Source organism: Burkholderia sp. SIMBA_051, assembly GCF_046534915.1.
Classification (GTDB): Bacteria; Pseudomonadota; Gammaproteobacteria; order Burkholderiales; family Burkholderiaceae; genus Burkholderia; species Burkholderia ambifaria.
On record NZ_JAWRXS010000011.1, the window covers coordinates 41,929 to 60,641 of the forward strand.

The 18,713-nt window shown below is 65.4% G+C and carries 20 protein-coding genes; 9 read left to right on the forward strand and 11 right to left on the reverse strand.

Annotated features, from left to right (window positions below):
• Positions 1–261 precede the first annotated feature (261 nt).
• Both SB771_RS25260 and epsC read left to right on the forward strand, forming a co-directional pair.
• A complete protein-coding gene (locus SB771_RS25260; protein ID WP_011659947.1) occupies positions 262–495 on the forward strand; it encodes a hypothetical protein in 234 nt (77 codons plus the stop codon).
• A 142-nt stretch (positions 496–637) separates the two neighbouring features.
• A complete protein-coding gene (gene epsC / locus SB771_RS25265) occupies positions 638–1,558 on the forward strand; it encodes a serine O-acetyltransferase EpsC (protein WP_105833567.1) in 921 nt (306 codons plus the stop codon).
• 32 nt (positions 1,559–1,590) lie between these two features.
• Here epsC and SB771_RS25270 read toward each other — a convergent pair whose 3' ends face one another.
• The 3 genes from SB771_RS25270 to SB771_RS25280 form a co-directional block, all read right to left on the reverse strand.
• A complete protein-coding gene (locus SB771_RS25270) occupies positions 1,591–2,394 on the reverse strand; it encodes an SDR family oxidoreductase (protein ID WP_175659898.1) in 804 nt (267 codons plus the stop codon).
• Positions 2,394–3,023: a GTP cyclohydrolase I FolE gene (gene folE / locus SB771_RS25275; protein WP_006756649.1), complete on the reverse strand. Its 630-nt coding sequence runs from the start codon at positions 3,021–3,023 to the stop codon at positions 2,394–2,396. Before folE ends, SB771_RS25270 begins: the two co-directional genes overlap by 1 nt.
• Positions 3,024–3,124: 101 nt before the next feature.
• Positions 3,125–4,051, reverse strand: coding sequence for a LysR family transcriptional regulator (locus SB771_RS25280; protein WP_175659897.1), 927 nt, complete (start codon positions 4,049–4,051; stop codon positions 3,125–3,127).
• Positions 4,052–4,167: 116 nt separating this feature from the next.
• On the opposite strand from SB771_RS25280, the gene pobA reads away from it, so the two are divergent.
• The 7 genes from pobA to SB771_RS25315 all read left to right on the forward strand — a co-directional run bounded on the left by pobA (position 4,168) and on the right by SB771_RS25315 (position 11,174).
• A complete protein-coding gene (pobA, locus tag SB771_RS25285) occupies positions 4,168–5,400 on the forward strand; it encodes a 4-hydroxybenzoate 3-monooxygenase (protein WP_175659896.1) in 1,233 nt (410 codons plus the stop codon).
• 144 nt (positions 5,401–5,544) lie between these two features.
• Positions 5,545–6,261, forward strand: coding sequence for a 3-oxoacid CoA-transferase subunit A (locus SB771_RS25290; RefSeq protein WP_006756646.1), 717 nt, complete (start codon positions 5,545–5,547; stop codon positions 6,259–6,261).
• Positions 6,262–6,280: 19 nt separating this feature from the next.
• A complete protein-coding gene (locus SB771_RS25295; protein ID WP_006749279.1) occupies positions 6,281–6,937 on the forward strand; it encodes a CoA transferase subunit B in 657 nt (218 codons plus the stop codon).
• A gap of 88 nt (positions 6,938–7,025) precedes the next feature.
• A complete protein-coding gene (locus tag SB771_RS25300) occupies positions 7,026–8,408 on the forward strand; it encodes a 3-carboxy-cis,cis-muconate cycloisomerase (RefSeq protein WP_175659895.1) in 1,383 nt (460 codons plus the stop codon).
• Positions 8,408–9,193, forward strand: coding sequence for a 3-oxoadipate enol-lactonase (gene pcaD, locus SB771_RS25305; RefSeq protein WP_175659894.1), 786 nt, complete (start codon positions 8,408–8,410; stop codon positions 9,191–9,193). Before SB771_RS25300 ends, pcaD begins: the two co-directional genes overlap by 1 nt.
• Positions 9,194–9,203: 10 nt before the next feature.
• Positions 9,204–9,590 carry a 4-carboxymuconolactone decarboxylase gene (gene pcaC / locus SB771_RS25310; protein ID WP_006749282.1) on the forward strand — a complete coding sequence of 129 codons (387 nt, stop codon included), beginning with the start codon at positions 9,204–9,206 and terminating at the stop codon, positions 9,588–9,590.
• Between the two features lie 225 nt (positions 9,591–9,815).
• Entirely contained in the window at positions 9,816–11,174 is a 1,359-nt protein-coding gene (locus SB771_RS25315; RefSeq protein WP_175659893.1) for an MFS transporter, read from the forward strand.
• Between the two features lie 123 nt (positions 11,175–11,297).
• On the opposite strand, the gene SB771_RS25320 is transcribed toward SB771_RS25315, so the two are convergent.
• The 8 genes from SB771_RS25320 to SB771_RS25355 form a co-directional block, all read right to left on the reverse strand.
• Positions 11,298–11,546, reverse strand: a complete 249-nt coding sequence (locus SB771_RS25320) for a hypothetical protein (RefSeq protein WP_041490118.1) — start codon at positions 11,544–11,546, stop codon at positions 11,298–11,300.
• 107 nt (positions 11,547–11,653) lie between these two features.
• Positions 11,654–12,271, reverse strand: a complete 618-nt coding sequence (locus SB771_RS25325) for a LysE family translocator (protein WP_011659957.1) — start codon at positions 12,269–12,271, stop codon at positions 11,654–11,656.
• A 242-nt stretch (positions 12,272–12,513) separates the two neighbouring features.
• Positions 12,514–13,074: a RidA family protein gene (locus SB771_RS25330; protein ID WP_175659892.1), complete on the reverse strand. Its 561-nt coding sequence runs from the start codon at positions 13,072–13,074 to the stop codon at positions 12,514–12,516.
• Complete coding sequence (locus SB771_RS25335) at positions 13,071–14,303, reverse strand: acyl-CoA dehydrogenase family protein (protein WP_175660151.1); 1,233 nt, start codon at positions 14,301–14,303, stop codon at positions 13,071–13,073. Before SB771_RS25335 ends, SB771_RS25330 begins: the two co-directional genes overlap by 4 nt.
• Complete coding sequence (locus SB771_RS25340) at positions 14,303–15,442, reverse strand: class I SAM-dependent methyltransferase (RefSeq protein ID WP_244096756.1); 1,140 nt, start codon at positions 15,440–15,442, stop codon at positions 14,303–14,305. Before SB771_RS25340 ends, SB771_RS25335 begins: the two co-directional genes overlap by 1 nt.
• A complete protein-coding gene (locus SB771_RS25345; RefSeq protein WP_208446588.1) occupies positions 15,337–16,860 on the reverse strand; it encodes a class I adenylate-forming enzyme family protein in 1,524 nt (507 codons plus the stop codon). The genes SB771_RS25340 and SB771_RS25345 overlap by 106 nt, the downstream gene beginning before the upstream one ends.
• Positions 16,850–18,070, reverse strand: coding sequence for an MFS transporter (locus SB771_RS25350; RefSeq protein WP_175659891.1), 1,221 nt, complete (start codon positions 18,068–18,070; stop codon positions 16,850–16,852). Before SB771_RS25350 ends, SB771_RS25345 begins: the two co-directional genes overlap by 11 nt.
• A 106-nt stretch (positions 18,071–18,176) precedes the next feature.
• Complete coding sequence (locus SB771_RS25355; protein WP_072438009.1) at positions 18,177–18,563, reverse strand: ectoine synthase; 387 nt, start codon at positions 18,561–18,563, stop codon at positions 18,177–18,179.
• Positions 18,564–18,713: the final 150 nt, after the last annotated feature.

Below are 18,713 nucleotides of genomic sequence, written 5' to 3' on the forward strand. Positions count from 1 at the left end.
CGAAGCGCTCCGGATCGAAGCAAGTCCCGTTCCGGGCAAGACGGGAAAACGGCGCGCGGGCGATCGCCGCGATCGCCGGGCGCGCGCTGATTTGTCATGATTTATTTCAGCTAGAACCGCCGTTTTCTACAGAGTATGATTCTTTTCCTGCGAAGCGGCGACAGGGGATGCAGTCTCGCCGCCTCTGCCCGCACGGGGACGTCGCAGCACCCTTAAAGACGGGTAGCGAACAACAAACAAGGGACTAGAGGTGGCGGATTCATGCAAGCGACTACTGCTTTCACGCACCGCGGTTATCTGTTGAATTGCGCGCCCGCGCGCGCCAGTGACGGGTCGTTCAAGCCCTACGTCGTGATCTCCCGATCGAGCGACGGGGAGCTCGTCGCCAACCGCTTTTTCCCGACCGAGCTCCAGTTCAACGACGAAGGCGACGCGATCGCGCACGCGCGCGACTGGGCCGTGCGCTGGATCGACGCGAGCAGCATCACGATCTGACGCCGTCGCGCGGCGTCGGCTCCACGTTGGCCGTCCGGCCGATCCCCCGGCGTGCCGCTGCCGGACGAAAACGCGGTAATCTTGCGGAACCCGTTACTTTATTAGCGGCCGTGCGATCGAGCGCGGCTGCCTGCATTGGCATATGTCGACATCACCCGTCCGTCAGTGGGGCCTCGAGGAAATCGTCGCCGGCTTGCGCGAGTCGCGCGAGGAACTCCATCGCACGCGTCACCCGCGCGGCATCCGCGAGCTGCCGTCGCGCGACGCGATCTGCAAGATTGTCACCGGCCTGCGCGCGTCGATGTTTCCGACGCACTACGGCGCGCCGGATCTGACCGACGAAAGCGTCGACTACTACGTCGGCCATACGCTCGAAAGCACGCTGCGGGTGCTGTCCGAGCAGGTTCGCCGCGCGCTGCCGTTCCTGCCCGAGCATGCGGACACGCCGTTCGCGGAGCTCGACGAGCGCGCGTTCGAGATCGCGCGCGAGTTCGGCCGGCAGTTGCCGTCGATTCGCGCGCTGCTGGTCAGCGACATCCAGGCCGCGTATGCGGGCGATCCGGCCGCGCAGCACATCACCGAGATCCTGCTGTGCTATCCCGGCGTGCTCGCGATGATGCACCATCGGCTCGCGCATGCGTTGCACCAACTCGGTGTGCCGCTGCTCGCACGGTTCATCAATGAAATCGCGCACTCGGCCACCGGCATCGACATTCACCCGGGCGCGCAGATCGGCCCGAGCTTCTTCATCGATCACGGCACCGGTGTGGTGATCGGCGAAACCGCGATCATCGGCGAGCGTGTGCGCGTGTATCAGGCCGTCACGCTCGGCGCGAAGAGCTTCCCGGCCGATGGCGAAGGCGCGCTGGTCAAGGGTAATGCGCGGCATCCGATCGTCGAGGACGACGTGGTGATCTACGCGGGCGCGACGATTCTCGGCCGCGTGACGATCGGGCGCGGCTCGGTGATCGGCGGCAATGTGTGGCTCACGCACAGCGTGCCGCCCGGCACGAGCGTCGCACAGGGCAAGGTCCGCGAAGGCGGCAGCGGCGAGAAGCCGTAACACGGCGCGCGAACGGCGCCGCTCGTCGGAGGTCAGTGCTTGCCGGTCGGCGAGCGATGCTTGTACAGCACGTCCTGGTCGACGCGGATGAGGTTCTGCCCCGCGTCGACGACGAAATCCACGCCGTTGTAGGCGCTGCCCGTCAGCAGCAGGATCGCGCTCGCGACGTCGTCGGGGCCGGCGATGCGCGCGAGCGGCGTCGACGCGCGGCTCGCGTGTTCGAAGTCGGCTTGCGTCTGGTCGTCGCTCGGCAGCATCAGCCCGGGGAACACGGCATTCACGCGCAGCACCGGGGACGACGACAGCGCGAGCATCTGCGTGAGGTTGCCGAGCGCGGCCTTCGCGACCGTGTAGCTGAAATGGTCGCGGTGGAAGTTTTCCTTGATCTTCTGATCGACCACGTTCACGACGACGCCCTGCGTGCCGGCCGCGCGGGCCAGTTCGTAGAACGCGCGCGTGAGCAGGATCGGTGCGCGGCAGTTGACGGCCCACGCCTGGTCGAACGCCGCGAGGTCGAAGCTCGGAAAATGATCCTGCCAGAACACCGACGCGTTGTTGACCAGCACGTCGAGGCGGCCGAAGCGCGCATACACCTGGTCGATCAGCGCGGTGATCTGCGCGGCATCCGACAGGTCGGCCTGCAGCGCGACGGAGTCGTGCCCGCGTTCGGCGATCGTGCGGGCCGCCGCATGCGCGGCATCGGCTGAGCGGTCGTAGTGAATCGCGGTGCGATAGCCGTGCGCGGAGAAATACTCGGCGAACGCGCGCCCGGCCCGGCGCGCGGCGCCGGTCACGAGTACGACCGGCGCATTCGCCGCTTGCTTCGTGGACTGCATTACGTATTCGTCAGGTTGACTGAAGAAGGATTCGCGACGATCGACAGGAATTCGCGCCGCGTCGACGGGTCGGTGCGGAACGTGCCGAGCATGCGCGACGTGACCATCTCGACCCCCGGCTTGTGTATGCCGCGCGTCGAGATGCACTGGTGCGCGGCTTCGAGGATCACGCCGACACCTTTCGGCTGCAGCACGTCGAACAGCGTATCGGCGATCTGCACGGTCATTTTTTCCTGGATTTGCAGGCGCTTCGCGAACGCATCGACCAGACGCGCGAGCTTCGAGATGCCGACGACGCGATGGTTCGGCAGATACGCGACGTGCGCGCGGCCGATGATCGGCACCATGTGGTGTTCGCAGTAGCTCTCGAAGCGGATGTCCTTCAGCACGATCATCTCGTCGTAGCCGTCGACTTCGCTGAACGTGCGCGCGAGGATCTCGCGCGGCTCCAGCGCATAGCCGGCGAAGAACTCCTCGTACGCGCGCACCACGCGTGCGGGCGTGTCGAGCAGGCCTTCGCGGGCGGGATCGTCACCGGCCCAGCGCAGCAGCACGCGAACGGCTTCCTCGGCTTCTTTCCGGCTCGGGCGGGATGCGGCCGGCTCGGGTCGCGCGGTTTTTTTACCCATCTAGTCGCTCCATCGAATGCGGCCGCCTGCGGCGGCGCGAATATCCGGTCATTGTTTCATGCTTTCGCGACGCGTGTGTGCGGGTCGCAGCTCACCTGGCTTCACTTCGGCCACTCGTCCTGCTCGTCGTTGAACAGCGACGCGACCACTCCGCGCAGCCACGCGGTACGCGGATCGTTGTGGAACTTGCGGTGCCAGTGCTGCTTCAGGTCGAAGCGCGGCAGCGGCAGCGGCGGCTCGACCGGCACGATGAACGCGTGCTCGGCCGCGTACGCATAGCCGATCGCGTGCGGCACCGTCGCGATCAGGTCGGTGCGGCTGAGGATGAACGGCAGGCTCATGAAGTGCGGCGTCTCGAGCACCGCGCGCCGGTGCATGCGCTGCTTCGCGAGGTATTTCTCGAGCACCTCCTGGCTGCGTCCTTCGGCGCGCACGACCGCGTGCCCGCAACCGAGAAACTGCTCGACGGTGAACGGCGGCGCCTGTTCGAACGGATGGCCGCGTCGCATCAGGCAGACGAACCGGTGCGTGAACAGCCGCTGCTGGAAGAAGTTGTTGCCGTCGAGATCGGGAAAGTAGCCGACCGCCAGATCGATCGAGCCGGCTTCGAGGCCGCGGCCGACTTCGTCGTGCGCGAGCGAGACCGAGCGCAGGTTCGCATGCGGCGCGCGTGTCGCGAACGCCTGCAGCAGCTTCGGCAGGAACACGATCTCGCCGACGTCCGACAGCGCGATCGAGAACGTATGCGTGCTCGCCGCCGGATCGAAGTCGTGCGGCGCGACGAGGCCGCGCTCGATCTGCGCGAGCGCGTCACGCGCGGCCGGCAGCAGCGCGAGCGCGCGCGGCGTCGGCTCCATTCCGCGCGACGTGCGCACGAACAGCGGATCGCCGAAATACTCGCGCAGGCGGCCGAGCGCCGTGCTCACGCGCGGCTGGCTCACGCCGAGCAGGTCGCCGGCGCGGCTGACGTTGCGCGTGTCGTCGAGCGCGACGAGGTAGGGAATGAGGTTCAGATCGAGCGTGTCCATCGCCGGGCCAGTATCTAGAAAGCGTATACAACATATCTCCTGAATCGCGTTGCTGCATAGTCGGGAAAGCGCTCAAATGTGTTCCATTACTCGAACCAATGTTCAGGAGACGAACAATGCGCACCCAGGTCGCCATCATCGGCGCCGGTCCCTCCGGCCTTTTGCTTTCCCATCTGCTGCGCCTGCAAGGCGTCGATGCCATCCTCGTCGAAGCGCGTTCACGCGAATACTGCGAGAACCGCATTCGTGCCGGCGTGCTGGAACAGGGCACCGTCGACACGCTGAACGAAGCCGGCCTCGGCGAGCGGATGCGCCGCGAAGGGCTCGAGCATCACGGCATCGAGCTGCTGTTCTCCGGCCAGCGCCATCGTATCGACCTGAGCGCACTCACCGGCGGGCGCGCGATCACCGTCTACAGCCAGCACGAAGTCGTGCGCGACCTAATCGCGGCCGGCGACGCGCATGGCCACGCGATGCACTTCGAAGTCACCGACGTCGCGCTGCACGATGTCGAGAGCGAGCACCCGTTCGTCACGTTCAAGCACGCGGACGGACGCGCGGACCGCATCGACTGCGACTACATCGCCGGCTGCGACGGCTTCCACGGCATCGCGCGCCAGACGATTCCCGCCGAGCGGCTGAACACGTTCGAGCGTGTGTATCCGTTCGCATGGCTCGGCATCCTCGCCGACGCGGCGCCGTCGCTCGACGAACTCGTCTACGCGCATCACGAGAACGGCTTCGCGCTGTTCTCGATGCGCTCGCCGACGGTCACGCGCCTTTACCTGCAGTGCAAGCCCGACGAAAACCTCGCCGAATGGTCCGATGCGCGGATCTGGGACGAACTGCACACGCGCTTCTCGAACGACACCGGCTGGACGCCGACCGAGGGCCGGATCACGCAGAAGAGCGTGACGCCGATGCGCAGCTTCGTGTCGGAGACGATGCAGCACGGCCGCCTGTTCCTCGCCGGCGACGCCGCGCACATCGTGCCGCCGACCGGCGCGAAAGGGATGAACCTCGCGGTGGCCGACGTCCGCGCGCTGTCCCGCGCGCTCGGCGCCCGCTACCGCGACGGCGACGCGACGCCGCTCGAGCGCTATTCGGCGACCTGTCTCGAACGCGTGTGGCGCGCCGAACATTTCTCGTACTTCATGACGAACATGCTGCATGCGTCGCCGGACGACTCGCCGTTCGTCAATCGCCTGAAGTTTGCCGAACTGAAATACGTGACGCGCTCGCGGGCCGCCGCGCAGTCGCTGGCCGAAAACTACGTCGGCCTGCCGTTCGACGACCAGCCGACCCCCGAGGGATCCCGCCTTGACAACGCGCTGTGCGCGACTCTATGATCGGCCATCGTTCGCTAATCGAATCTAGGTTCGAATAGCGAACAAATACCGAAGGTCGACAACGGCCTCCGGCGCGGCACGCGGCACGCGCGTGTCCCCTCGACAGGCCGCGCATCGTGCCGCGGGTTCGTATCAGGAAGAGACATGGTCAACAAGATTTTCGAATCGCTTCAATCGGCGGTCGCGGACGTCCACGACGGCGCGACCATCATGATCGGCGGCTTCGGCACGGCAGGCATGCCGTCCGAGCTGATCGACGCGCTGATCGAGCAGGGCGCGCGCGGCCTGACGATCGTCAACAACAACGCGGGCAATGGCGAGACGGGCCTCGCGGCGCTGCTCAAGGCGAAGCGGGTGCGCAAGATCATCTGCTCGTTCCCGCGCCAGAGCGACTCGCAGGTGTTCGACGCGTTGTACCGCGCGGGCGAGATCGAGCTCGAGCTCGTGCCGCAGGGCAACCTCGCGGAGCGGATCCGCGCGGCGGGTGCCGGCATCGGCGGCTTCTTCACGCCGACGGGCTTCGGCACGAAGCTCGCGGAAGGCAAGGAAACGCGCGTGATCGACGGCAAGTCGTATGTGTTCGAGACGCCGATCCACGCCGATTTCGCGCTGGTGAAGGCGTACAAGGGCGACCGCTGGGGCAATCTCGTGTATCGCAAGACCGCGCGCAACTTCGGGCCGATCATGGCGAGCGCCGCGAAGGTCGCGATCGTGCAGGTGTCGGAAGTCGTGCCGCTCGGCGGGCTGAACCCGGAACACATCGTGACGCCGGGCATTTTCGTGCAGCGTGTCGTCGAAGTGCCGCAGGCCGCGCATGCGGCCGAGCTGGCTGCCGAACGTGCCGCATCCCAAGCCGCCTGACTGCCCCGAGGAATTCGAAATGAAACGACTGACCCGCGATGAAATGGCCAAGCGCGTCGCCCAGGACATCCCCGAAGGCGCTTACGTGAACCTCGGCATCGGCGTGCCGACCCTGGTGGCGAACCACCTCGATCCGAGCAAGGAGATCTTCCTGCACAGCGAGAACGGCCTGCTCGGCATGGGCCCGGCGCCCGCGCCCGGCGAGGAAGACGACGAGCTGATCAACGCCGGCAAGCAGCACGTGACGCTGCTCACCGGCGGCGCCTATTTCCACCACTCGGATTCGTTCGCGATGATGCGCGGCGGCCATCTCGACTACTGCGTGCTCGGCGCGTTCCAGGTGTCGGCGAACGGCGACCTCGCGAACTGGCATACCGGCGCGCCCGATGCGATTCCGGCCGTCGGCGGCGCGATGGACCTCGCGATCGGCGCGAAGCAGGTGTTCGTGATGATGGAACATCTGACGAAACAAGGCGAGAGCAAGATCGTCGCGCAATGCTCGTATCCGGTCACCGGCGTGCAGTGCGTGAGCCGCATCTATACCGATCTCGCCGTGCTCGACGTGACGAGCGACGGCCTCGCGGTGAGCGAGATCTTCACCGACCTGTCGTTCGACGAACTGCAGAAGCTGACCGGCGTGCCGCTGATCGACGCGACGCGCAAGGCCGCGGCCTGAACGGCAAGCGTGCCGGCGCGCGCGATCGAGCGCACGCCGGCACGCTTGGGTAGACAATAGGCGCACGCCGTTTCCCCAATCTGATGCCATGCTCGAAGACAGCGCCCGCCTGACCTCCCTCATCTGCGGCACCGAGCCGCTCAACCGGATCTGGTCGCCCCGCGCGACGATCCAGCGGATGCTCGACGTCGAAGCCGCGCTCGCGCGCGCGCTCGCCGCGCAGCAGGTGATTCCCGCCACCGCGGTCGCGCCCATCGAACGCGCGTGCGACGCCGATCGGCTCGACGCCGACGCGCTCGCGCACGGCGCGGCGCTCGGCGGCAATCTCGCGATTCCGCTCGTCAAGCAGCTCACCGCGCAAGTGAAGGCCGACGACCCCGAGGCCGCGAAGTTCGTGCACTGGGGCGCGACGAGCCAGGACATCATCGATACCGCGACCGTGCTGCAGCTGCGCGACACGCTCGACGTGCTCGAGCCGCTGCTCGACGAAGCGTGCGCGTCGCTCGCGACGCTCGCGCGCACGCATCGCGCGACACCGATGATCGGCCGCACGTGGCTGCAGCAGGCGCTGCCGATCACGCTCGGCCTGAAATTCGCGCAATGGCTCGATGCGCTGCTGCGCCATCGCGCGCGCTTCGCCGAATTGCGCGAGCGCGCGCTCGTGCTGCAGTTCGGCGGCGCGGCCGGCACGCTGGCGAGCCTGCGCGAGCATGCGGCCGGCGTGAGCGCCGCGCTCGCGGCCGACCTGAAGCTCGCGCGGCCGGCCGTGCCGTGGCATACGCAGCGCGATCGCATCGCGGAAGCCGCGTCATGCTTCGGGATGCTGACCGGCACGCTCGGCAAGATTGCGCGTGACGTGTCGCTGCAGATGCAGACCGAAGTCGGTGAGCTCGGCGAACCGGCGGCCGCCGGCAAGGGCGGCTCGTCGACGATGCCGCACAAGCGCAACCCGGTCGGTTGCGCGGCCGTGCTGACGGCCGCGGTGCGCGCGCCGAACCTCGTCGCGACCGTGTTCGCGGGGATGGTGCAGGAGCACGAGCGCGCGCTCGGCGGCTGGCAGGCCGAATGGGACGCGCTGCCCGACCTCGCGCGCCTGACCGGCGGCGCGCTCGCGCAGATCGCGCAGATCGTCGCGGGCCTCGACGTGAACACCGAACGCCTCGCCGCGAACCTCGACCTGACGCACGGGCTGATCCTCGGCGAAGCCGTGATGCTCGCGCTCGGCGACCGGATCGGCCGGCTCGATGCGCACCATGTCGTCGAGCATGCGTCGAAGGAGGCCGTGCGCACCGGCGCGACGCTGTTCGACGTGCTCGCCGCCGACGCGACCGTATCGGCCCACCTGTCGCGCGACGCGCTCGCGCGGCTGCTCGATCCCGCACATTACGTCGGCGAGGCGCAGGCCTACGTCGACGCCGTGCTCGCGCTGCACGCCCAGCACGCGAGCCCGAAACAACCAGGAGAACACTGATGCCCTTCGCCACTGTCAACGGCGTGAAACTGCATTACCGGATCGACCGTGCCGCGCGCGACGACGCGCCGTGGCTCGTCTTCTCGAACTCGCTCGGCGCCGACCTGCAGATGTGGGCGCCGCAGATTCGCCCGCTCACGCAGCACTTCAACATCCTGCGCTACGACACGCGCGGCCACGGCCACTCCGATGCACCGGCCGGCTCGTACACGGTCGACCAGCTCGCGGGCGACGTGATCGGCCTGCTCGACCACGTCGGCATCGATCGCGCGCACTTCTGCGGGATCTCGATGGGCGGCCTGACCGGTGCGGCGCTCGCCGCGCGCTTCCCGTCGCGCATCGTGCGCGCCGTGCTGGCGAACACCGCCGCGAAGATCGGTTCGCCGGAAGTGTGGGCGCCGCGTGCGCAGAAGGCGCGTGCCGAAGGGATGGCCGCGCTCGCCGACGCCGTGCTGCCGCGCTGGTTCACTGACGCGTTCGTCGATCGCGAGCCGCGCCTGTTCGATGCGATCCGTGACACCTTCGTGCATACCGACAAGGACGGTTACGCGGCGAACTGCGACGCGCTGAACGCGGCCGACCTGCGCGAGGAAGTGAAGGGCATCGCGCTGCCGGTGCTCGTCGTGACCGGTGCGAAGGACATGTCGACGCCGCCCGACCTGGGCCGTGCGCTGGCTGCCGCGATTCCCGGCGCGCGCCACGTCGAATTCGACGCCGCGCATATTTCGAACATCGAGTGCACCGACGGGTTCAACCGCGCGCTGCTCGACTTCCTGACCGCGTGAGGCACTGACGATGGACGACCAGCAACGTTATGAAGCAGGGATGAAGGTGCGCCGCGCGGTGCTCGGCGACGCGCACGTCGACCGTTCGATCGAGAACCGCACCGAGGTGACCGACGAATTCCAGAACCTGATCACGCGCTATGCGTGGGGCGAGATCTGGACGCGCGACGGCCTGCCGCGCCATACGCGCAGCCTGCTGACCATCGCGATGATGGTCGCACTGAACCGCGGCGAGGAACTCGCGCTGCACCTGCGCGCCGCGCGCAACAACGGCGTGACGCGCGACGAGATCAAGGAAGTGCTGCTGCAGACCGCGATCTACTGCGGCGTGCCGGCCGCGAACTCCGCGTTCCATCTCGCGGACAAGATCTTCAAGGAACAGGATGGGGCCGCCTAGGTGGGGCCGCCTAGGCGGGGCCGCCTAGGCGAAGCCGGCAGTGATCCGGTCGCACGGCCTGCCGATGCTGGCGAGCCGTGACGATCGACAAGCGCGCCGGCGGCGAATCGGTGCGTGAACGAAGGCAAGGCGCGGCCACGAGGCCGCGCTTGTTGCATATATCAATGTTGGATGGGACCGAAGCGACCGCTTAAGCGTCAGTTTCGGCCGACAAGGAGACTAGCGATGAATCGCACAACCGTGGTCGATGTCCAGACCTTCATCAACGAGCAGCCGTTCGGCGGCTTTCAGTGGCTCGTATTCCTGATGTGTTTCGTGATCGTGCTGCTCGACGGCTTCGATACGGCCGCGATCGGCTTCATCGCGCCGTCGCTGCTCGGCGAATGGAACCTCACCAAACCCGATCTCGCGCCCGTGCTGAGCGCCGCGCTGTTCGGCCTCGCCTGCGGCGCGCTCGTGTCGGGCCCGTTGTCCGACCGTCTCGGGCGCCGCTCGCTGCTGCTCGGCTCGGTATTCCTGTTCGGCGTCGCATGCCTGATGTCTGCGTTCTCGAACACGATCGGGCACCTGACGATCCTGCGTTTCATCACCGGCGTCGGGCTCGGCGCCGCGATGCCGAACGCGGTCACGATGATGGGCGAGTTCTGCCCCGACAAGCGCCGTGCGACCGTGATCAACCTGATGTTTTGCGGCTTCCCGCTCGGCGCGGCGTTCGGCGGCTTCCTCGCCGCGTGGATGATTCCACATTTCGGCTGGCGCAGCGTACTGGTGCTCGGCGGCGTGACGCCGCTGCTGCTCGGCGTGCTGTTGCTGCTGAAGATGCCGGAATCGGTGCGCTTCATGGTCGCGCACGGCCGGAGCGTCGACCGAATCCGCACGACGCTCTCACGGATTTCGCGCGACGCGCTGAACGCCGGCTCGTTCGTGATGACCGAAACCGCGCCGCAGACGGGCAGCAAGGGACTCGGCGTCGTGCTGTCGCGCTCGTACATCGTCGGTTCGGTGATGCTGTGGCTCGCGTACTTCATGGGCCTCGTGATCTTCTACGCGTCGATCAACTGGATGCCGATCCTGCTGAAGGACGCCGGCCTCACGCCGAAGAGCGCGACCCTGATCTCCGCGCTGTTCCCGCTCGGCGGTGTCGGCGCGGTGCTGTGCGGCGTGCTGATGGACCGCTTCAACGCGAACCGTGTGATCGCCGTGTGCTACGCGCTGACCGCGATCAGCGTGTATGCGATCGGGCAGGCGGCGGGGAATGTGGGGCTGCTCGTGCTGGTCGTGTTCATCGCCGGCGTGCTGATGAACACCGCGCAATCGTCGATGCCGGCGCTCGCCGCCGCGTTCTACCCGACCGAAGGGCGCGGCACCGGCGTGGCATGGATGCTCGGTGTCGGCCGCTTCGGCGGGATCGCCGGATCGTTCCTCGTGGCGGAGCTGACGCGCCGGCACTTTTCGTTCGCGGGCGTGTTCGGGACGATCGCGGTCGCGGGCCTGCTCGCATGCCTCGCGTTGCTGATCAAGCAGATGGCGCGGCCGCATGGCGTCACGCAGCCGGGCGGCAAGATCGAATCGCTCGGGCATTGAGCGCAATCGGGGCCGGGGCGATGCGCCGGCTCCGCGTGGGTCGCGGTGGGTCGGAAGACGGCCCACGCGTAACAGCAGACCGGGCCGCGTCAGCGGCCCGTTGATTTCACGGCCGCGGCGCCGTTACTCCTCCGCGTCGTGTTCCTTGACGAAATTGCGCAGATACGCGCGCAGCGCGGCCTCCCGGCTGCGATGATCGGCGAGGTTCGCGGCGCCCATGTCTTCCTCTTCACCGAACATCGTCGGCGGCGCGCAGTAGACGCCGATCTCGATGTCTTCGCGCAGCACGCGGATCTCGTGCGTCAGCGGATGGTATTCGGCAATCCAGTGCATGCCCTCGATGTGCTCGCCGGCTTTCAGCATTGGCTTCACGGCAATCTCCATGCAGTGGCGGCGCAACCGCCGAAGCGGTTGCACGCGCCCGTACCAAAAGGGTACGCCTGCATGACGGGAAGCTCAACGGGTGCGCTGGTGCGGGTTTACTGCGGCAGCAAATGTGCGATGAGCGGATACAGCGACAGGATCAGCAGCACGGCCATCGTCACGTTGAAGATGCGCAACGCGCGGCGGTTCGACAGGAAGCGGCGCAGGCCGAGGCCGAACGCGGCCCACAGGCAGATGCACGGAAAGCCGATCAGGATGAACACGACGGCCATCCACGCGGCGTTCATCCCGTAGTCGGCGGACAGGCGGATCGTCGTCGCGGCGGTCAGCACCATCATCCACGCCTTCGGATTGACCCACTGGAACGCGGCGGCTTCGAGGAGCGTCATCGGGCGCGGCTTCGCGCCTTGCGCCTTCACCTCGCCGGACGTGCCGATCCGCCATGCGAGGTACAGCAGGTAGGCGACGCTCGCGATTTCGAGGATCGTATACAGGACGGGCATGCGGCGGAACGCTTCGCCGAGACCGAAGCCGACGCACAGCATCAGGATCGCGACGCCGATGCTGATGCCGAACAGGTGCGGCATCGTGCGGCGGAAACCGAAGTTGACGCCGGAGGCGAGCAGCATCGTGTTGTTGGGGCCGGGCGTGATCGACGTGACGAGCGCGAACAGCATGCCGGCGGGCAACGCGCTCAGGGTGAGGAATTCCATCGCGGATTCTCCGTTGGGGTTCGAGGCTGGTATGGAGTCAGTTTAGCGACGGTTTTCTGTACAGTACCGGTACAGTTTTGTTGACGGATGCCGGTACGGGGGGAGGGGGAGGGGTGCGCGGCGGTGGTCGAAGGAGTTATTGGTTCTCAGAATCGATGTCCGCGGTCTCAATAAGTTGTCTTTGAATTGATGATGAAAACGCCTTGGAATAATCCGCTTTAACCGGCGCAATTTTTGGAATTTTACGTCTGCGCCTTACCTCTCGCCGTGAGGCCGCCTTCAGCAGAATCCTGCCAGACGAATGCAACCAGATCCACTTCGACCGCAGCGTATCGAGGCAGCCGGAATGCGCTGAGTGACGTTCTGGCGTGTACGCCGGCTTCGCCGAACACGGAATACACCACCTCCGATGCGCCATCGGCGACGGCACTGTGTTCTTCGAATGCAGGGTCGCTCTGCATGTAGACGCCGATGCGCGGAACTGCCCGGACCCGATCGAGGGTGCCGAGTGATCGTTGTAGGAGCGCGATGCAGCGTGCGGCACAGATCATCGCGCCGCGCCGACCACTGTCCACCGACACTTCCGATCCGATCAAACCGCGAACGGTGATTTCACCGTTAAGCTTCGGAATTTGTCCACTGACGAAGATCTGGTTGTCACAGCGCATGAGCGGAGCGTACCGCCCGGCCGCACCGAAGTCCTCGTCTACGGCGAGTCCCAGCGCATCGGCAATTCCGCGGAATATCGCGTCCCGGTTCATGTCGATCGTCTCCGTTTCGTCGTCCGGCGCCGCGGTATTCATTGATACACCGGCGGGGAATCGCGGGAGGTGCCCGTCGAATGCGCGATCGCGTGGCCGCCATACGCAACAGCCGCCGCGTCCCAGCCGACGTCGATGTGCGATGCCATGACCTGCAGGTCGCGCCAGTGACGTTGTGCAGGATGGGCGTCGAATGCCACGGCGGTGCCCATGCTGCCGATCAGTCGTCGGATCGCGTCGACGCAAAGCTGCGCGATGAATGCGCGATCACGCCTGATGCGGACCGTCTCGGCGGGCGACACCGCGCGCCGCGCGATGCCGGCCGTGTGCAAGGTGCGGATCAGCGCGTCGTAGAGACGACCCGCGCAGGTGAGCTCCGCGTCGCTTTTCGCGATGTGCCCGCAAAGCATCGCGTCGCAGCTTCTACCGCGGCTGCGGAGCGTATCGATGCAGTGCCGGTACGCGCCCTGTGCGCAGCCTAGAATCGGTCCGATGATCCACGTCGTGCTGTACGGGATGAGCGCCACGTCGTACAGATACGCGTCGGGATGCAGGTCGGCGCCGGCGGGATGCGGGCCAAAATAGTTCGAACGAGCGAAGATCCACTCGTCCGATACGTACAGATTGTCGAATGCAATATCCCTGGAACCTGTCGCGCGCATGCCGGATACGTGCCATGTGTCGAGCGCACGGACGTCTTCGCGTCGAACCACGACCTTGAAGATCTCCTGGGCCTCCGGTGCGTCCGTCCCGCTGAGTCGTGCCGAGACGATCACCCAGGTTGCGTGATCGATGCCCGAGCTGTAGCGCCAGATGCCGTTCAACCGGAATCCGCCGCCGTCCCTGACGAACGTGCCGTTCTGAACCGTGGCCGTCGCGAACAGCTGTCGCGGCCCGTTCGCGAAGATGATGTCCTGACAGGCGGCGGGCAGGCGCGCCGCAGTCGTCACATGTCCGCCGACGACACTTAACATCCACGCCGTGGACGCGCACGCGGTGGCTGCGAGCCGCGCAGCTTCGACGAGTGTCGGAAAGTCCTGTTGCAATCCGCCGTAGCGGCGCGGTGTCAGCAGGTGGAGGAGCCCGGCGTCGTGCAGTTCGGCCATTGTCTCGGGCGACAGGCGCGCGAACTGATCGGCCGCCTGTGCGCGAGCCTGCCAGCGCGGGAGCAGTTGTTCGATGCGTCGGCCGATCTGTGTGCGCTCGAGTTCGAGCCCGTCCACGCATGACCGGATCGTATCCATTGACGGGAGGTCATCATGCAGCTGCATCACGTCGCGTCTCCTCGCGGCCCGGCCACTCTGCGCGGTACGGGGTGATCGAAGCAGAACACGGGCTCGATGCAGGGTTCGCCCAGCAGCGAGACGAATTCCTCGATCGATCGTGCGTCGTTGGAGGCGACGAACTCGTGAAAATTCGTCCCGTTCCAGAGCAGATAGACATGTTCGAACTGCTCGTGGATCGACGCGACGAGCGTATCGAACGTCACCTGTCCGTTTTGCATCTGCGAAAGCATCTGGTTGCGCTTCCAGTCGATTTCCTCGCGGCTGAAGTAACGACTCTTGTGCAGTTCGTCCTTGACGCTCTCGCGCTTGTCGTACTCGTCGAGCGAATCGCAGTTGAGCTTCTCGAGGAAGAAGATCAATCCGTTCGGCTTGAGCAGACGCGCGACATGACGAATCTGATCCGCGCGATCCACGCCATAGAACTGAAATGCGGCAGTCTCGTAGATGTAGTCGAACGTGCCGGAGAAGCGGTCGAGGCGCGCATGCTCCCGGAACAGCCGAGGGGTGACGTGGGCGAATGCCTGCGGGTGGAACGTCGAGAAGTCGTGATTGGCGAACTGGTTGAACGCCGTTTCGTTGGCCGGATTGGGCGAGTTCGTGAAAGTGCGGATCAGGCCATTCGATCGTTTTGCCAGCGTTCTGCCGTTGGTGCCGTCGAAGGCATCGACTTCGTAAAACTCGAAGTGCTGATCCGCGCGCTGCCTGCGACGTTCGGAATACCGCGTGAGCGCGACGCCGACGCGCGACATTTCCTCCAGTATGGCCGGCACGCTGGCAAGAAAATGCGTGAACAGCGGCCCGGCTTCGGCGACCATCAGGTCGTGATACGCAAGCACGTCCGGATCGCGCAGCAAATGGCGGATGCGGCTCGCGACCGATTGCTTCGGCACCTGCGTCGCGCCCGTCGCAAGGCTGTGAAAATAACTTGCCATCCGGATCATCGGCGCGCTTTCCAGGTATTGCTCCGCGCCGTCCTCGATTCCGCTTGACGTCATGGTTGACCTCTTCGCATGTGGTATCAGTTCAAACCCTGGGCGGACACCTTGCCGCCGAACGTTCTTGGCAGCGCCCGCAGGAAGTCGATGCTTGCCGGAACCGCGGCGGAATCCAGATGGCGGCGACAATGATCGAGCAGCTCGATTGCATTGGCCGCGGATGTCGCGGCCGGAACGACGTAGGCTTTGGGGACGCGTGCGCCGTCTGACCGGGAAACCGGTACGACGAGCGCTTCCGCAACGGATTCGTGGTCGAGCAATACCCGCTCGACGGTGCGCGGATTCACCGGCACGCCGTCTCGATCGAACAGGTCGCCCTTCCTGCATTGAAAGAACAGGAATCCGTCCTCGTCCATCGCGAACAGATCACCGGTCATGAACACGCGCGATTCACCGAAACATCCTTCGCGAATGACGCGGGCGGTATCGCTTTCGCGCCCCCAGTATTTCTCCATCAGCAGATCGCCGGCTACCGCCAGTTCACCGACCTCCCAGGGCCGGACCACGAGTGCATTGTCGTTGCCGACGAGGTAGGTTCTGATGCCCGGAATGGCTTTGCCGACCGAGCCGATACGTCGGTCGAGTTCGGCGGGCGGCAGGTAGGCGATGCGTTTGCACTCGGTCGAACCGTAGTTGCAGTAGATCAGGACAGCCGGTAGCGCACGCCTGAGCAGGCGAATGTACTTGCCGGGAAACGCCTGTCCGCTGGTCGAGACATACCGCAGCGATTGCAGTCTCGAGGCAGGCAGGTCGCCCGATTCGCACAGACGGAAAAGCGCCGGCGGAAAGACGTGCAGGCCGGTTACGCCGTGTCGCTCGATGATGTCGACGATGGCGGCGGCCGAAGCGGGCAACGCCGTCTCGACCACGGCACGGCCCCCGAACAGCAGCGGCATGACCGTGTTGTAAAAGCCGTAGTCCGAGCTCAAGCCCGGGGAGAAACTGAGCACGATGTCGCGTTCGCTATTGGCGAGATAGCCGGAGACCGAGCGGAACGCGGCAATCATGATCCGGTGCGTGACGAGCACGCCCTTCGAATCGCCCGTCGAGCCGGATGTGTAGAAGATCGTTGCTGCGTCATCCATGGAGGGATTGCCCGCTTCGGATGCGCCGTCGGCCGCGAAGCAGACGACATATTCCGACAGGTCGCCGCGGGTCGCGTCGATCGTGACCGCGCGATGACGGGACGCGATGCGGGGCGAGGTCGATCGCGATGCCACGAGCGCGCTGGCGCCGCAATCCGCGATCTGCTGCTCCAGTGCGGCGGTGTCGATCGTATGCCTGATGCATGCCAGTACGCATCCGGCCTTCAGGATGCCGAATGCGGCCGCCACCGCATGCACGGACATCTCCGAATAGATCGCGACGCGCGCGCCGGCGGGAATGCCGAGACGGTGAAGCGTATCGGCTATCGTCAACATCACGTCCAGCAATTCGCCGTAGGTTGCCGAACGTCCGTCGACCACCAGCGCGACTTTGTCTCGCCGACTGCTCGCGCTGCGCTCGAAGTATTGCGGGAATCGTTCGATCATGGCATCAGCCTTCATGTGAGGACACCGAGGCCGACGAGGGGCTGTGGCCTTTTCGAATGCGGGGCGCGAGCGAGACCAGCAACCCGAGGCAACCCATGCACACGGACAGCACCATGATCACCGTGTCTGGTCCGAAACGCGTCGAGAACGCGCCTACCGCGACGCCCGCGAGCGGCTGTGTCATGTTGTTGAGGAGGATGACGACTCCCGTCGTCTTGCCGTAGTCGCGTGCGGGGATGATCTTCTGCCGCGTGCTCCGGATGTACACGTTGAACATCTTGTCGAATCCGACGATCAGGAGGAAGCCGAAAACGTACCCCGCAATTCCCGGGCTGGCTGCCGCGATAACGCCGCCGATACAGATCGACCCGAAGCCGACGAGGCCGAGGACGCGCCTCGGGACATGCAACCTCGCCGTCGTCAACAGAATCGCGATCGTCACGCACGCGCCTGCCGTTTGCAGTCCTGCGTAATAGCGTCCGCTTTCGTGATGAAAGCCGGTGACCATCGCGGCGGATGTCGCGAGCGTGACGCCGATCACGAGGTTCTCCGCGGCAGCCAACATGATGACGGACTTGAGGCCAGGAAGACGGATGACGTGAGACAAGGCCGTCTTGATCGGCGTGAACCAGGTGCCGTGCGTGCCTTCCGGCATCACGAATTCGAATGCGCTGGCCTTTTGCCAATAGGCGAGCGCGACGTCGGCTGTGACAAACAGCACGGCCGCGGCCACCACGACGAATTCCCAGCGCCACCACGACAGCAGGATCGCCGCGAGCATGGGGCCGAGCACCAGACCAAGCTGGTCGGCCAATTGCGAATACGACAACACTTTTTCGAAACGATGGCTGCTGAATATCTGCGGCAGCATCACCTCGCGCGCAACGATGCCCTGACTCGTCAGCATGCCGCACAACGCGGACAGCGCGATCAGCCATCCGATACCGCCGACGAGGTCGTAGGCGACGACGCCCGCGACGCATACTGCCGCGCGGAGAACCTGACTGACGCGCATCAGTTTCGTGGGCGAATACCGGTCGCAAAGCGCACCTAGAAACGGGAAGCACAGGTATCTCGGCAGTGTTTCGAGCGAAAACGCGATGCCCGACCAGGACACGCGTCCTGTCATCTGAAAGATGACCAGCGGCACGAGAAACAACAGAATCTGGTCGGCGAGGCGGGCAAGGAAAAGCGAATGGAAAAAGGCTTGATGCTGGGCGCGCACGAACAGTCACCTTTCTTTTGCGCGGAGCACGCGATGCATGCGCGCTCCTGCGGACGTTGCCGGGAGGCCTGGTACCCCGGCCTCCCCGGAATGAGCGTATCGAGCGTCAGTAAGCGGACGCTTCTGCAGACCCCAGGTTATGCCGTTCGTGTCCCTTGAGCGGGGGATTGAAGACGCTGACAAGCACCAGATCCCCGTCTTTACCGCCGCGCAGGTAATGCTGGTCGTGTCGATCGAGCACGTAGATGGTGCCCGGGCGGATCGGAAAGACGTTACCGTTCATGTCCTCGACCTCGCCTTCGCCTGCAATGCAATAGCAGGCTTCGAGATGGTTGCGGTATTGCAGGAGCGATTCTGTACCCGCACGCACCACCGTATGGCACACGCCGTAGCCCATGCCGTCCTTTTCCGTCAACAAGCGATGGCTTGTGCCGGAGCCCCATTCGACAAGCAGGCCATCCTTTTCGACGTCTCTCAGGTTCCTGACGAACATATTCGCACTCCTTTCTTTTTGTAAGAAATTATTGTCCTGCTCTCAGCGGAAGCGAAGCCACGAAAAAGCAAGCCAGTGCCCGTAACAGAATGGCCGGCTAAATCATGTAGTTTTTCAACATTAACCGCTGATGGCGTGGCTGGTCAAGGG

Bases quoted from the DNA above. Each gene is read 5' to 3' on its own strand.
- SB771_RS25280 (WP_175659897.1), bottom strand. From the start codon at position 4,051: ATGGACACGCTCGATCTGAACCTCATTCCCTACCTCGTCGCGCTCGAC.
- pcaC (WP_006749282.1), top strand. From the start codon at position 9,204: ATGGACGACCAGCAACGTTATGAAGCAGGGATGAAGGTGCGCCGCGCG.
- SB771_RS25335 (WP_175660151.1), bottom strand. From the start codon at position 14,303: ATGCAGCTGCATGATGACCTCCCGTCAATGGATACGATCCGGTCATGC.
- SB771_RS25355 (WP_072438009.1), bottom strand. From the start codon at position 18,563: ATGTTCGTCAGGAACCTGAGAGACGTCGAAAAGGATGGCCTGCTTGTC.
- SB771_RS25300 (WP_175659895.1), top strand. From the start codon at position 7,026: ATGCTCGAAGACAGCGCCCGCCTGACCTCCCTCATCTGCGGCACCGAG.
- epsC (WP_105833567.1), top strand. From the start codon at position 638: ATGTCGACATCACCCGTCCGTCAGTGGGGCCTCGAGGAAATCGTCGCC.
- SB771_RS25295 (WP_006749279.1), top strand. From the start codon at position 6,281: ATGAAACGACTGACCCGCGATGAAATGGCCAAGCGCGTCGCCCAGGAC.
- SB771_RS25325 (WP_011659957.1), bottom strand. From the start codon at position 12,271: ATGGAATTCCTCACCCTGAGCGCGTTGCCCGCCGGCATGCTGTTCGCG.
- SB771_RS25315 (WP_175659893.1), top strand. From the start codon at position 9,816: ATGAATCGCACAACCGTGGTCGATGTCCAGACCTTCATCAACGAGCAG.
- SB771_RS25345 (WP_208446588.1), bottom strand. From the start codon at position 16,860: ATGAAGGCTGATGCCATGATCGAACGATTCCCGCAATACTTCGAGCGC.
- SB771_RS25270 (WP_175659898.1), bottom strand. From the start codon at position 2,394: ATGCAGTCCACGAAGCAAGCGGCGAATGCGCCGGTCGTACTCGTGACC.
- pcaD (WP_175659894.1), top strand. From the start codon at position 8,408: ATGCCCTTCGCCACTGTCAACGGCGTGAAACTGCATTACCGGATCGAC.
- folE (WP_006756649.1), bottom strand. From the start codon at position 3,023: ATGGGTAAAAAAACCGCGCGACCCGAGCCGGCCGCATCCCGCCCGAGC.
- pobA (WP_175659896.1), top strand. From the start codon at position 4,168: ATGCGCACCCAGGTCGCCATCATCGGCGCCGGTCCCTCCGGCCTTTTG.
- SB771_RS25330 (WP_175659892.1), bottom strand. From the start codon at position 13,074: ATGAATACCGCGGCGCCGGACGACGAAACGGAGACGATCGACATGAAC.
- SB771_RS25260 (WP_011659947.1), top strand. From the start codon at position 262: ATGCAAGCGACTACTGCTTTCACGCACCGCGGTTATCTGTTGAATTGC.
- SB771_RS25290 (WP_006756646.1), top strand. From the start codon at position 5,545: ATGGTCAACAAGATTTTCGAATCGCTTCAATCGGCGGTCGCGGACGTC.